Here is a 13,963-nt window from a genome sequence, read left to right as displayed (position 1 = left end):
ATCTTTTATCGTTTTACATGGCAAATCGTTTAATTATCAATGGCTCAACAAAAATATTTAGCTTATTTTTTCACCGACAACTGACCTTTTCGCCATAAGAAATACACCGCAGGCAATACTAACAAAGTTAAAAATACGGCACTTGCCATGCCGCCAACCATAGGTGCTGCAATACGACTCATGACTTCTGAACCTGTCCCTGTGCCATATAAAATGGGAAGTAAGCCAATAATAATCGTTGCAACTGTCATCATAATAGGACGAACTCGCATCCCCGCCCCTTGAATAATAGCGTTCGTTAGCTCTGTGTGGTTAAACTCTCGCTGCTGCTGTTCACATTGATTTTTAGCCTGTGAGTATGCCTGATTTAAATACACCAACATAATCACACCTATTTCAACAGACACTCCTGCTAAGGCAATAAATCCGACACTTACCGCCACAGAAAAATTAAACCCTTCTAAATATAACAGCCAAACACCACCGATCATTGCTAAAGGTAAGGTTCCCATAATAATCGCCACTTCCATAAAGTTTCTAAAACTTAAATAAAGTAAAACAATGATTATTGCTAGAGTTAAAGGCAAGACAAATTTTAGCTTTTCTTTTGCTCTTTCCATATATTCATATTGTCCTGCCCAAGTGAGTGAATAACCCGCTGGTAATGACAGCTCTTTCGCAAGTTTTTCTTTCGCTTTCGCCACATAACTGCCGACATCAATATTTTCAATATCGATGTATATCCAACCATTAATGCGAGCATTCTCACTCTTGATCCCCGGAGGGCCTTCTTCAATATAAACCTTAGCAACATCTGCTAATGCTATTCTTTGCCCTGTTTTAGTCACGATGGGAAGTAACTTTAATTGCTCGGGTGAATCTCGATAGTCTTGAGGATATCGTAAATTAATGGGATATCGTTCTAGCCCTTCGACCGTTTGTGCAACATTAAGCCCACCTATCGCTGTTGCTACGACTTGTTGAACATCTGAAATATTAAGACCATAACGAGCTGCCTTTTTTCTATTAATGTCGACTTTTATATAGCGCCCTCCGGCGACACGTTCAGAATAAACAGAGGCCGTCCCTTCGAAATCTTTCAGTAACCCTTCAATTTCTAACCCTATCCCTTGAATAACGCTAATATCACTGCCAGCAACTTTAATTCCAACAGGGGTTTTAATACCTGTCGCGAGCATGTCTATTCGAGTTTTAATAGGCATTACCCACGCATTAGTCACACCAGGAAATTTAACTATCGCATCTAACTCTTGAGTTAAGCTTTCAGATGTCACACCTTCTCGCCATTGTGATAATGGTTTTAGTTGAATAAAGGTTTCGATCATCGTCAAAGGTGCTGGGTCTGTCGCCGTTTCAGCACGACCTACTTTACCAAAAACGGTATCGACTTCAGGAATTGTGCTAATGAGTTTATTTGTTTGTTGCAATAACTCGCGCGCTTTACCAATTGAAATCCCAGGGTACGTCGTTGGCATATACATCAAGTCACCTTCATCAAGTGGCGGGATAAATTCACTACCTATCTTATTAACCGGCATAAATCCAAGCCAAGTGATTATCAAAGCAGCAATTAAAGTAAGCTTTGGAAAACGTAAGACCGTTTTTAAAAAAGGCATGTAGCTTACGATCAATAGCCGATTAATTGGGTTTTGCCTTATTTCATTTAACTTTTTGTAAAAAATCAAATGGTTTTCAAGTTAAAAATTTTTGAAATTATGCTTTCTACAACTTAGTTAACATGCGTAGATAAGTTGTAAAGCATGAACGGTGAAAAATGGACAGATCTGTCCTAGGCTAGTCGGCGGATAGGGGGTTTAAATAAATAATTTAAATGTTGTGATTGCAGTGAAGAGACAATAAATAGTATTTTTGATTGAATAACTTGGTTTGCAAATATAAAACCTGTCGAGTGATTCATTAGGTTGCTGTAGCTACAACTGGCCATTTCGCAATTACAGCTGTCGTCACAGCAATTTTCTTTTGAATTATCGCTCTTCTTATCATCAACTGAAGTCATCATCATATGTTGACTGTGATCCATCATTGGATAAGTATTATTACTAGTTCGGGATTGATTATCTTTAAATTGATTTGTCACTGGCGCCGTATTTAAATGAGTAAATGAACCATTGGCCATCATTATCTGAGAGCACGAACTGACAGCCGTCGCAGATACTTGCAGCAAAAAAAGCACAAGTATTGCAAAAGTAACCGCTTTATTCAGTATTGAATGCATCACAATAAATTCAATTTGTCCTGTTTAGATAATTTCAAATCGTTATGATTAACCGTTTACTTGAATTGGCTATTTGCTCTCACATAATTAACATTGATGAGATTATGCTTTGTCGCATTAAAAATCAACGTTTGATCGTGAAATTAAAATCATAAACCCTTAAAGATTGACCTGAATTTCAAGTATTATATTTCAGGATCAAACGACTCAACATGTGATTGACGTCTTTTCGCTGCGGCTTTTTCATCTTCATCAAATTCACCAACACGCAACTCAGGTAAAGCTTCTTGGCATACTTCACCACCAAGTTGATTAATTTCCTTGCAAAGCACAGCAACTTTATTATCCATTAAGTGCATATGATCAAGTAAGCGACCGATGGCTTTTGCCACCGGATCAGGATTATCAGCTGACACCGCATAAGCATCAAAACCATATTTTTTCGCAACTTCTTCTCGTTGCTCAGAGGCATCATTTGATTTATTTGGATTAACAATACGTCCCGGAATACCTACGGCAGTAGCACCGGCTGGTAAATCTTTCACCACAACAGAATTTGATCCGACTTTACCGCCTTTACCAATAGTGATTGGTCCTAAGACTTGCGCACCAGCACCAATCACAACATTGTCTTCTAAAGTAGGATGACGTTTACCACCATTCCAACTCACACCACCTAATGTCACACCATGGTATATGGTAACATCGTTACCTATTTCAGCCGTTTCGCCAATCACAATACCCATTCCGTGATCAATAAAAAAGCGGCGACCTAAAGTGGCACCAGGATGAATTTCAACCCCCGTTAACCAACGAGAAAATGTTGATAATAAACGAGCAATTAACTTCCAATTATTACGCCACAATTTATTGCTTAACCGATGGATCCAAATAGCGTGCATGCCAGGGTAATTGGTCAACACTTCAAAGGTATTTCGAGCTGCAGGATCTCTATCAAAGACACTTTTAATATCTTCTTTGATACGGCTAAACATAATATTTCCTATTTTTTATTGTTGATTGCGTTTTGCTGACTTTTCAACGGAAGACAACATTCCACGCCACATTTTAACTTCTTTACTATCAGGTCTTGCGCGATTAATAAATCGTCTTAACTTTGTCATCACTAAACCTGGGTGACTCGGCACGATAAACCCCGTTACTTTTAATGCTTGCTCAAAATGTTCAAACATTCGTTCTGTTTCTTCGACAACAGGATACTGTTCATCGTCAGTTTTTTCGTTAGCTTTGCTGTTAAACTGCGCTTGTTCTTGTGCTTTTTCATTAGCCAAAAATGCCATACGTACTTCATAACTTAACGTTTGTACTGCCATCGCTAAATTTAACGAGCTATATTCTGGATTCGCCGGAATTTGCACATGAAAATGACAAAGCTGTAATTCATCATTGGTTAAACCACTACTTTCACGACCAAAAACTAAAGCAACCGGATAATCGCTCACCTCAGAAATTAATTTTTCACCACACTCTCTAGGATCTAACATTGGCCAAGGTAAAGTGCGTGAACGCGCACTGGTGCCAACCACTAAGCCACAATCAGAAATTGCTTCTTCTAACGTACTAACCACTTTCGCATTGGCTAAAACATCTGTTGCCCCTGCCGCAAGCGCTTGTGCTTGGCCATTAGGCATTTCAATAGGATCAACCAAAACTAATTGGCTTAATCCCATAGTTTTCATTGCCCTAGCGGCAGAGCCGATATTTCGGCAATCAGATGTGTTTACTAACACAATACGAACTGAATCTAACATGATGCTATTGTCTCTCTTTGGCAATAAGTTAACTAACGATTAACTCACTGTCTGGTAACGGCCTTAACGGCTAAAAATGCCGACAATATTAACACAGAACAATATCCTTGTGCTGAGAAAAAATCATCTGATTTTTTGTTTTTTGCTAGTGCAAATAATTCTGATTAAGTCTTTAAATGTATAAGAAACATTCTGTTACTTTAGCTTTTAACTTTCGAAAAATACGCTATAACTAGAGACAAGTTTAATTTCGAGTGAATACTAACAATTAGATTCGCTTAAATATAAGAATTTTGTTACACTACGCGCCGCTAATTTCTGAGTGGAGAAATTAGGTCTCGTTCTTTTACAAAGTTGTTAAAATTATTAAGGTGATAGTATGCATCCTATGCTAAATATTGCTGTGCGCGCTGCGCGTACTGCAGGTAACGTAATTACTCGTGCTTTCGAGCAAGCTGATAAAGTTGAAATTGAATCGAAAGGTACAAACGATTTTGTCACCAATGTTGATATTTCTGCTGAACAAGCAATTGTTGAAACGATCCGTAAGTCATACCCAGAACATACTATTATCGGTGAAGAGACCGGTCAACACGAAGGTGCTGACAACGATTACCAATGGATTATTGATCCCCTTGATGGCACAACAAACTTTGTAAAAGGCATCCCTCATTTTGCCGTTTCAATTGCATTAAAAGTAAAAGGTAAGCTTGACCAAGCAGTTATTTATGATCCTATTCGCGGCGAATTATTTACTGCTAGCCGTGGAAAAGGCGCCCAATTAAACGGCTTTCGTATTCGTGTAAAGCAAAATAAAGAGTTAACCGGTGCAATTTTAGCCACGGGTTTCCCGTTTAAAAAGAAACAACATATGACTGCTTATATGAGTATGTTTCAAGCTTTATTTGAAAAAACATCTGATATGCGTCGTGCCGGCTCTGCCGCTCTTGACTTAGCTTACGTTGCTGCAGGTCGTGTTGACGGCTTCTTTGAAATAGGCTTAAAGCCTTGGGATACAGCAGCAGGTGAATTATTAGTGATTGAAGCAGGTGGTTTGGTGACTGATTTTACCGGTGGTCATAACCATACTCAATCAGGCAATATCGTAGCAAGTAGCCCTGGTTTATTAAAAGAAATTTTAAAAGATATTCGCCCTCACTTAGGCGAAGCTTTAAGTAAGTAAAATTATTGTAAGCTTTTAAATGGTCTCACAATAATATTTTGAAAAAGGTATGTAGTTGTTCTGCATGCCTTTTTTGTTACTTCAAACCCCTTTAAAATCCACAGTTTTCATTCCATTAGCAAAAATCACTACCGAAAAACTAAAGCATAACTAAGAAATAAATTATCTATCTGAAGAATAAAATACAATGGATAACCTTACTGTTACTCGCTAATATAGAACTCCCGTCCAATGATTAAAGATGTTGACAATGTATTTACCTTCCTCTGCAAAGCAAACTTTCGTTAAAGGCGAAGTTGCCCTTGTTGGAACTGGGCCTGGTGATCCAGACTTATTAACATTACAAGCCTATCGTTTTATACAACAAGCAGACATTGTGATTTATGATCGTTTAGTCAGCAAAGAAATTATGGCATTGGTTGATGAATCCGCTGAAAGAATTTATGTTGGTAAAAAACAAGCACAGCACCGTGTCCCGCAAGAAGGTATCAATCAATTATTAGTTGATCATGCCAAGTTATCCAAAAAGGTAGTGCGTTTAAAGGGAGGCGACCCATTTGTTTTTGGTCGTGGCGGTGAAGAAGCCCAATTTCTTTTAGCAAATAATGTCGCCTGTCATATTGTTCCAGGGATGACAGCGGCATCAGCGTGTACAAGCTATGTTGGTATTCCACTTACCCACCGACAAGTATCACAAAGCTGTACCTTTATCACAGGACACGTGAAAGACTGTGGCGAGTTAGATTTACCATGGCATTCATTAAAAGATGAAAAACAAACGGTTGTTTTTTATATGGGTATAAAAAGTTTACCCATGATCACAAAACGGTTAATTGAAGCCGGACGTAGCGCGAATACTCCCGCAGCTCTAATTCATAAAGGTACAACCCCTGAACAAAAAGTGTATCATGGAAATTTAGAGTCGCTAGAAGCTATGGTTGAAGAATACCAAATCAAGCCACCTACTTTGATTGTTATTGGCGATGTTGTACAAACATTTGATGAAGGTCAATTAGCGGGTATTGGTTATTTAGCGCCTTAGCCGCCTTAACTTTAAATAAGCTATCGAACAAAACTTCCCTTCAACAAACCGCGAACATATCCACTGATATTCCCCCTTTAAAAAAGTTCTATGGGTACGAACTTTTTTACATTCAACACAGTAGTATTTCCCTTAAACGAACTAGCCGAATAGCCAGCTATTGGTTATGATGTTCAAAACTTTGTAATTGAATTTATTATGAAAAAAAACTGTATAGTCACAGGTGGTAGCTCTGGCATTGGACTGAGTATCGTCAAACTTTTTCTCGATAATCATTATCGTGTTTTTAATTTAGATATAACCTTATCTGAATTTGGTGAATTTAGAGCATGCGATGTCACCAACGAAAAGCAAGTTACCGATATAATCAAAGAAATCAGTGCTGAATATGTCATAGATGTCTTTATTTCAAATGCAGGAGTCCATTTTTCTGGCACCATTGAAGACACATCAGCCGATGAATTTGAACGGGTGTTTAATATTAATGTTAAAGGAGCATATTCGGCGATAAAAGCAGTTTTGCCAAATATGAAATCCAATAATAATGGTGCGATTATTTTAATGTCATCTGATCAAGCCTTAATCGCAAAACATAACTCTTTTGCTTATAACCTGAGTAAAACGGCTCTTGCATCCATGGCTAAAACTACCGCGCTTGATTATGCTCAATTTAATATTCGAGCCAATGCAGTTTGCCCAGGCACCATTGAAACCCCACTTTATCATCAAGCCATTGACAATTACTGCCAGCGTTCAGGTGCCGATAAAGACAATATTCATGCTGAAGAAGCTGCTTTGCAACCACTCGGCCGCTTAGGTCAGCCAGAAGAAGTAGCCGAATTAGTGCTATTTTTAGCCTCAGATAAAGCAAAGTTTATTACCGGAAGTCTGCAAGTAATAGACGGCGGCTATACGGCTCAATAACTAGATAACTAGATAACTAACTATGACAACTATTAACGTTATCGACTCTCATCTTCATCTGTTTGATCTTGAACAAGGTGAGTATTATTGGTTAAAACCCGATAAGCCACCATTTTGGCCAGACAAACATCTTATCCAAAAAAATTTCACTGAACAGGAGTTACGATTAAATAAAGAGTTTACACTCGCTGGCTTTGTACATATTGAAGCGGGTTTTAATAATCAACAACCTTGGCGAGAAATTTCATGGTTAGAGTCACACTGCCAACAACCTTTTCGATCAATTGCTGGCATAGACTTAACACTTGAAAATGAAGCCTTCGCTGGTGTTATAAGTAAAATTAAAAGCTATAGCTCAGTGGTAGGCGTTAGGGATATTTTAGACGATAGCGCTGTTGAGTATTTATCCTGTCAACGCGTTAAAAACAATCTAAAACATGTAGCGGATCAGCAATTAATTTTTGAAGTTCAGATGCCGTTAATCCATGAAGTTTCGGTTAATTTGTTACTCGACATACTTAAAAACACGCCAAATTTACAGATAATCATCAATCATGCAGGTTTTCCCCCAACATGTTATGTTAGTGAGCACGCCCAAACTAAGCAGCAAGTACAACTCAACCCGCAAAAAATAGCGTGGCAACATTGGCAAACTTCAATAGAAAAATTAAGCTTATCAAAGCAATGCACCATTAAATGCTCTGGATTTGAAATGATCAATCGCCAGTATCAATCATCATGGCAATTAGCAATTATTAACACTTGTGTTGAGTGTTTTGGTATCAACCGTGTGATGTTGGCCAGTAACTTTCCTCTGTGCTTATTGTCGCAAAGCTACCAAGAGTATTGGCAAAGTCTAATTGATAATCAATCTTTCACTCAAGACGAGCTAAATAGCTTATGTTATCTAAATGCCAAACGCATCTACCAATTCTAGCGAACGTTTTTATCAATTGTACCAATAGTCACTCCCTATCAAAAGCTATGCTCCTCAGCAGCCATTTAGTCATTATGATGATCGTCCAAAACATTCAGGTGTAAATATATTTCTTGAAAATTGCAAAATAATAGAACAATATTCTACAACAAATTGTTTAGATAACATTTTAATTCAACAATACTGAACCATTGAGAAGCACTATGGACGACTTTGACAAAAAAATTCTACAAATATTACAACATGACTGTACACGATCAGTGAGCGATATTGCCGATCAAATCGGTTTATCAACAACGCCATGTTGGCGACGGATTCAAGCAATGGAAAAAAGTGGTATCATCAAAGGCCGCGTAGCCTTAGCAGATCCAGAAAAACTCAACGTTGGACTCACCGTTTTTGTGATGATAAAAACCAATCAACATAATCCCGACTGGCTGAATGATTTTAGTCAGATTTCTGAGGACTTCCCTGAAATCAGCGAATTTTATCGAATGAGTGGTGAGGTAGACTACTTACTACGCGTGGTGGTTTCAGATATGAAAGCTTATGACGCGTTTTATAAAAAATTAATTACCCAAGCAAGTTTTGCTGATATTAGCTCAAGTTTCGCCATGGAGGAAATTAAATATTCAACCGCCTTACCTGTAGATTACGTATAAGCTTTGTTAAAAACTAATCCATAAAAAACAGCGGTTATTGTTGAATAAATTTAATTAAACAACATATGAATGTGTTAAATATCTCGATTAAAGTCTTTATAGAAAAATGAAAATGGGTAACAACTTACCCATTTATCTTTCCATGATACCTAATTATCAGAAATAAGCAGAAACGTTTATTTCAATGCTTTTACCGTAACATTAGGTGAACGATAGACAATTTCATCGTTTAGTTCTATGCCAATACCCGGTACTTCAGTTACTTCGAAAAAGCCGTTTATCGGTTGAGGATCTTGAATACATAGTTCTCGATTCCAGGCTTTTGTTGCATAGGTATGATGTTCATGAATTAAAAAGTTAGGTATCGCTGTTTCTAAATGTAATGAGGCCGCAGTTGCCACGGGACCTCCACAGACATGAGCTTGAATGCGAATATCATAGACATCAGCATAGTCACAGACTTTTTTCGCCTCGGTGAAGCCGCCACATAAACCAACATCTGGTTGTAAAACATCAATACTTTGATCTTCAAAATACGGACGAACATCCCATCGATGATATAAACGTTCGCCACCTGCGATAGGTACATTGACGTTATCAGCAACTTTTTTATGAACTTTCGAATTTAAATAATTCACCGGCTCTTCGTACATCATACAGCCTACTTCTTCGATCACTTCACCCATTTGAATCGCCGAAGCTGCGCCCATTAATGAATGAGATTCGAAAATAATATCAACATCTTCACCTACCGCATTTCTTATTGCTCGCAGCCTGTCACCGAATAAACGCATTTGCGGTTTAGTGAATAATTTTGTCCGATCAAATGAAGATGTGCCATCTAGGTTGTAAACAATAGGATCCACTTTTACCGCATCATATCCTTCTGCGACGGCTTTTAATGCCGCTTGTGCATATTCTTCAGGTTGAAATAACTTCTTAATTTCAACGTCCCAATCAAATTGTAACTGGCTGGCATACGTACGTAACTTATCATTAACTTTACCGCCCAGTAATTGATATACAGGCACACCTAAAGCTTTACCTTTAATGTCCCAAAGTGCAGTATCAATAGCGCTCATCGCAGAATATAAAACGGGTCCACCGCCTAATCCCCAAAAGCTTTCACGCAACATTTTCGACCATAACAGCTCAGTATTAAATGGATTAAATCCTATCAAAACTGCTTCTGAAATTTCTTTGATCATCGCAGCAGCAGCGCTGTGTCCCCAATCATAGGCAAGGCCAGCCTCACCAACCCCACTTATGCCTTGATCGGTATGAATACGAATAAAAACAGGGTTCCATGGTGGTCTGTCAGGACAGTCAATATCGAATATTTCTACGTGAGTAATTTTCATTAATAACACTCTTTTTAAAATTAGGTTTTAAATTGCAACTAAATTGCTTTTGTAAATGGATTACCTTAATCAGCGAAGGAAGGATCATGACGATAAATACGACGTAACATAGCAGGCCAAGATTTTTGACCGCCAGTTAATCCCGTATGAACAACACTTGCTTGCGCTTTTATGCCATCAACAATTTTTTGCGGGGCATAAACAGGTTCCATCCCTGTTGACATTATTTGTAATTGTACTTGGCATGCACGAGTTAAATCGTACATGTGCATAAAGGCATCACCAATTGTTTCACCTAAGGTTAATGCTCCATGATTACGTAACAACATAAAATTACTGTCGCCTAAATCATTTTGTAAACGCAGTTTTTCATCTTCATTAACCGCTAAACCTTCATAATCGTGATAACTCAACGATGCAAGCGCAAACATCGCATATTGACTCAAGGGTAATAAACCTTCAGTTAAACTTGCAACCGCGATGGTTTCATTTGTATGTAAATGAAATACGCATTGTGCTTCATGGCGTGCTTGGTGAACGGCGCTATGTATTGTAAAACCTGCGGGGTTGATCTCAAAAGGACATTCAGGGTCAATAATATTGCCGTCAATATCAATTTTCACTAGGTTTGAAGCAGTGATTTCGTCAAAAGTAAGTCCAAAAGCATTGATCAAAATATGATCTGAGTTCGGGATCCTTGCTGAAATATGCGTATAAATTAAATCATCCCAACCTTGCATAGCAACTAACCGGTAGCAGGCGGCTAAATCAATCCGCGTCTGCCACTCTTGTGCTGATACTTTGTTTTTCAAATTTAATTTCGGGAGCTCAAGCATGCCTGTTCCTTTCTCAGCGTATCAGGAGTGGTGAAGTAGTTATGTCGCATTTTAATCAAGCTTAGTTTTGAATAAAAGCAGGTTATCATCACTTTTTAATCTAAGTAAGCCTGAAAGATTTATTGGTGACATACTTTTGCGTCAATTATTCAAATGCCAACTTAGCAATAGCGATAATAATTAACGCAAAAACTAATATTCGTGTCCATTTTGAATATTTGACTTGTTCTTGTTCTTCCATTGGTTTGCCAAATCGCTCACCTAATATCACCATCAATATTACCGCTAAAAAGACTAAACCTAAAATAACTAATAGTGTCATAATAAAATAACTTTATTTGATAAAAGTAAAAGTTAACATAGAATATCAAATAGTTAACCGATAACCTATTTTCGTCTATGAAAGACGAGGAAAATGTAATGACAGAACATGATGACTTTATAGAAAAACGACGATTTATTATTCGTCTGGGAAAAGCATTACATAAATTTGGTACGCCAGCCTATCGATTAGAAACTCACTTACAAAGTATTTCTCAATCATTAGGCTTACAGGCCAGTTTTGTTATTACACCAACGTCGTTAACCTTTATATTGATGGACGACGATGATAATCAAAATTATAACCATATTCTTCGAGTAGCGCCTGGTGATATCGACTTAGGCGCACTAGCACGCACCGATGAATTAGTTGATGAGGTTTGTTCTGGCCAACGCAGTTTGTCTGAAGCAATCGTTCGTTTAGATGAAATTGCAAATAAACCTAACCCTTATGGTCGCATCTTAACCTTTTTTGCTTTCGCCGCTTCAAGTGGTGCCTTTGCCATGTTAATGCGTACCAGTTGGAATGATGTATTTTGGTCGACTATTTTAGGCTCGCTAGTTTGCTTGTTTGTTTTTTGGTCTGAACGCTCAAAACGGGTAACGGAAATGTTAGAACCGTTGTCAGCCTTAACATGTGCTTTTTTAGCTTCAGGGATCACCTTAATTGATCCGACTGTAAACGCGCCTTTGATTATTTTATCGAGTATTATCGCATTTATTCCCGGACTGGCACTTACTTTAGGTTTATCAGAGCTGGCTGCCCGAAACTTGATGGCTGGCACGGCTCGGATTATGGATGCCGTTATGGTTTTATTTAAACTCTATTTTGGTGCCGTGTTAGGCATTGCCTTAGGTCAAAAAATATGGGGAGAAGTAGAATATATTGTGCCACATATTATGCCCGAGTGGACCTCATGGGCTGCTGTTACAACGTTATCAATTAGCTTAGTGATATTATTTAAAGCAAGAAAAAAAGATGCTCCTTGGGGAATTATTTCGGGCTATGTGGCATTTGGTGCCAGTATTTGGGGAGGCATGCATTTAGGTATTGCATTAGGTGCATTTGTTGGCGCCTGTGCTTTAGGTATTTATAGCAATGTATTCTCTCGTATAATGAATCTACCATCGAGTATTGTAAAACTATTAGGATTAGTCGTTTTAGTCCCAGGAAGTAAAGTGTATATTGGTTTAAATACCGCAATTTCAGGACAAGAGATGATTGGCAACAGTGCAGATATTGGCTCACAGACTTTTTTAATTTTTATGTCATTAGTCGCAGGACTTATCTTCGCAAATGTCATTTTTCCACCTAGAAAGATGTTATAAAACCACCGATGGCTTCAACACAGAAAAATAAAGTTAACCCCAAAGATAAAGTCTCATATCACCATGGCGACCTTTATAGCTCGTTATTAAAAATAGCGACAAAGATGTTAAATGAACAAGGAATAAACAGCCTTTCATTACGTAAAATCGCTGAAAATGTTGGTGTATCTAGAACGGCAGCATATCATCACTTTAAAGATAAAAATGATTTATTATGTGCCATTGCCGCGCAAGGTTTTAATCAATGGCAAAAGCACGCTGAAAAAATATTTACCGATGACTCACTTTCAAAAGAACAACAATATCGTGACTTTGTATATGGCTATATACATTTTGCCACCAATAACCCAAACTTATACGATTTAATGTTTGGTCGTACTATTTGGAAAGATCATGGTAGCAACGAAACATTAAGACATGCGGCTTTTCCCAGCTTTGATTTTCAAGTAAAAATGACCAAACACTGGCAGCAGATGGCTTTACTACCTAGTAGTGAATCGTCATTACGTTTAGCGCAAGTTATTTGGGGAACTTTACATGGTATTGCTAAGTTAATGATTGACGGTATTTATACAGATAACTCAAGTGTTGATGAAATGTGTGAATGTGCGGTGAATTTATTTTTATCAACAGCACAATCATCGAGTCATTCATAAAAATGAATCAAAGGAATCCCCATGGACAGCAATAATCCATTAACTAAACTTGAGCAATTTAATGAGTTTTTTACCATTGAATATGATTTTAGTGTCAATGTTACTTTGCTTGATAAAGAAAAAAACTATGATTACCAGAGCTTTATTAATCACATGCCTACTCCGTTCAAAATGGCAAGTGACATGGCCACTTTAGATCAGGCTGCACTTAGACCGCTTCAAGCATTAAGTGGCGTTGCTGGTCAACTTGTTGAATATCTAAATCATCAAGCCCAAAAGATTGATCTATTGATGGGGTACATTTTAAGTCAACAAGTCGAAGAAGCGCACCAATATCAAGGGTTAACTTTTGGCGGTGGAGGGATTACTTTTTCAAGTGAGACCACATTTCAATTAGAAGACTATCTTGAACTGAAAATTTTTATTCAAGATGATAACTGTGCGGTTTATTGTTTTGGTGAAATTATCGAAATAGAGCTCAATCAAAGCATCCCAGTGTATAAAGTTATATTTCACTTTATTCGAGATGAAGACAGGGAATTATTAGTGAGAGCCAGTTTACATAAACAATCAGAACAATTAAAAGCATTGGCTAAAAAGCGTCAGCAATCTTCAATCGATCCAGATTAATTTGTGCTGGAAATCGCCCATAAAAAAAGAGCTAGTGATAGCTCTTTTTTCGT

The 13,963-nt window shown here is 37.8% G+C and carries 14 protein-coding genes and 1 pseudogene; 8 read left to right on the top strand and 7 right to left on the bottom strand.

The window, feature by feature from the left end; translation table 11 throughout:
• Positions 1-62 precede the first annotated feature (62 nt).
• The 4 genes and pseudogenes from RM573_RS13890 to trmJ all read right to left on the bottom strand — a co-directional run.
• Positions 63-1,676 (bottom strand): annotated as a pseudogene (locus tag RM573_RS13890) (efflux RND transporter permease subunit); the annotation flags it as partial.
• 134 nt (positions 1,677-1,810) lie between these two features.
• A complete protein-coding gene (locus RM573_RS13885; RefSeq protein WP_311583279.1) occupies positions 1,811-2,260 on the bottom strand; it encodes a hypothetical protein in 450 nt (149 codons plus the stop codon).
• 182 nt (positions 2,261-2,442) lie between these two features.
• Entirely contained in the window at positions 2,443-3,252 is an 810-nt protein-coding gene (cysE, locus tag RM573_RS13880) for a serine O-acetyltransferase (RefSeq protein WP_311583277.1), read from the bottom strand.
• 15 nt (positions 3,253-3,267) lie between these two features.
• A complete protein-coding gene (gene trmJ, locus RM573_RS13875) occupies positions 3,268-4,029 on the bottom strand; it encodes a tRNA (cytosine(32)/uridine(32)-2'-O)-methyltransferase TrmJ (protein WP_311583275.1) in 762 nt (253 codons plus the stop codon).
• 379 nt (positions 4,030-4,408) lie between these two features.
• On the opposite strand from trmJ, the gene suhB reads away from it, so the two are divergent.
• The 5 genes from suhB to RM573_RS13850 all read left to right on the top strand — a co-directional run bounded on the left by suhB (position 4,409) and on the right by RM573_RS13850 (position 8,777).
• Entirely contained in the window at positions 4,409-5,212 is an 804-nt protein-coding gene (suhB, locus tag RM573_RS13870; RefSeq protein WP_311583273.1) for an inositol-1-monophosphatase, read from the top strand.
• Between the two features lie 250 nt (positions 5,213-5,462).
• A complete protein-coding gene (gene cobA / locus RM573_RS13865; protein ID WP_311583271.1) occupies positions 5,463-6,254 on the top strand; it encodes a uroporphyrinogen-III C-methyltransferase in 792 nt (263 codons plus the stop codon).
• Positions 6,255-6,452: 198 nt separating this feature from the next.
• Positions 6,453-7,178: an SDR family NAD(P)-dependent oxidoreductase gene (locus RM573_RS13860; RefSeq protein WP_311583269.1), complete on the top strand. Its 726-nt coding sequence runs from the start codon at positions 6,453-6,455 to the stop codon at positions 7,176-7,178.
• 22 nt (positions 7,179-7,200) lie between these two features.
• Positions 7,201-8,115, top strand: a complete 915-nt coding sequence (locus RM573_RS13855; protein WP_311583267.1) for an amidohydrolase family protein — start codon at positions 7,201-7,203, stop codon at positions 8,113-8,115.
• A gap of 203 nt (positions 8,116-8,318) precedes the next feature.
• A complete protein-coding gene (locus RM573_RS13850) occupies positions 8,319-8,777 on the top strand; it encodes an Lrp/AsnC family transcriptional regulator (RefSeq protein ID WP_311583265.1) in 459 nt (152 codons plus the stop codon).
• A 176-nt stretch (positions 8,778-8,953) separates the two neighbouring features.
• Here the strand turns inward: RM573_RS13850 and RM573_RS13845 are convergent, their stop codons facing one another.
• From RM573_RS13845 to RM573_RS13835, 3 genes are all read right to left on the bottom strand, one after another.
• Positions 8,954-10,138, bottom strand: coding sequence for a mandelate racemase/muconate lactonizing enzyme family protein (locus RM573_RS13845; RefSeq protein WP_311583263.1), 1,185 nt, complete (start codon positions 10,136-10,138; stop codon positions 8,954-8,956).
• A gap of 65 nt (positions 10,139-10,203) precedes the next feature.
• The gene (locus tag RM573_RS13840) at positions 10,204-10,974 is read right to left on the bottom strand and encodes a class II aldolase/adducin family protein (RefSeq protein WP_311583261.1); all 771 of its coding nucleotides are present in this window, start codon (positions 10,972-10,974) and stop codon (positions 10,204-10,206) included.
• A 145-nt stretch (positions 10,975-11,119) separates the two neighbouring features.
• Positions 11,120-11,296 (bottom strand): hypothetical protein, encoded by a 177-nt coding sequence (locus RM573_RS13835; protein ID WP_311583259.1) that lies wholly within the window; start codon positions 11,294-11,296, stop codon positions 11,120-11,122.
• A gap of 98 nt (positions 11,297-11,394) precedes the next feature.
• On the opposite strand from RM573_RS13835, the gene RM573_RS13830 reads away from it, so the two are divergent.
• From RM573_RS13830 to RM573_RS13820, 3 genes are read left to right on the top strand one after another with little or no spacing between them, the layout of a single operon-like run.
• The gene (locus RM573_RS13830) at positions 11,395-12,624 is read left to right on the top strand and encodes a threonine/serine exporter family protein (RefSeq protein WP_311583257.1); all 1,230 of its coding nucleotides are present in this window, start codon (positions 11,395-11,397) and stop codon (positions 12,622-12,624) included.
• 8 nt (positions 12,625-12,632) lie between these two features.
• The gene (locus RM573_RS13825; protein WP_311583252.1) at positions 12,633-13,280 is read left to right on the top strand and encodes a TetR/AcrR family transcriptional regulator; all 648 of its coding nucleotides are present in this window, start codon (positions 12,633-12,635) and stop codon (positions 13,278-13,280) included.
• Positions 13,281-13,301: 21 nt separating this feature from the next.
• Positions 13,302-13,910 (top strand): PilZ domain-containing protein, encoded by a 609-nt coding sequence (locus RM573_RS13820; RefSeq protein WP_311583249.1) that lies wholly within the window; start codon positions 13,302-13,304, stop codon positions 13,908-13,910.
• The last annotated feature ends 53 nt before the right edge of the window (positions 13,911-13,963 follow it).

It is taken from the genome of Thalassotalea castellviae (assembly GCF_031846185.1).
GTDB classification, from domain to species: Bacteria; Pseudomonadota; Gammaproteobacteria; order Enterobacterales; family Alteromonadaceae; genus Thalassotalea_H; species Thalassotalea_H castellviae.
Note: the sequence above shows the minus strand (reverse complement) of the source record. Positions and strands in the feature narration are given on the sequence as shown.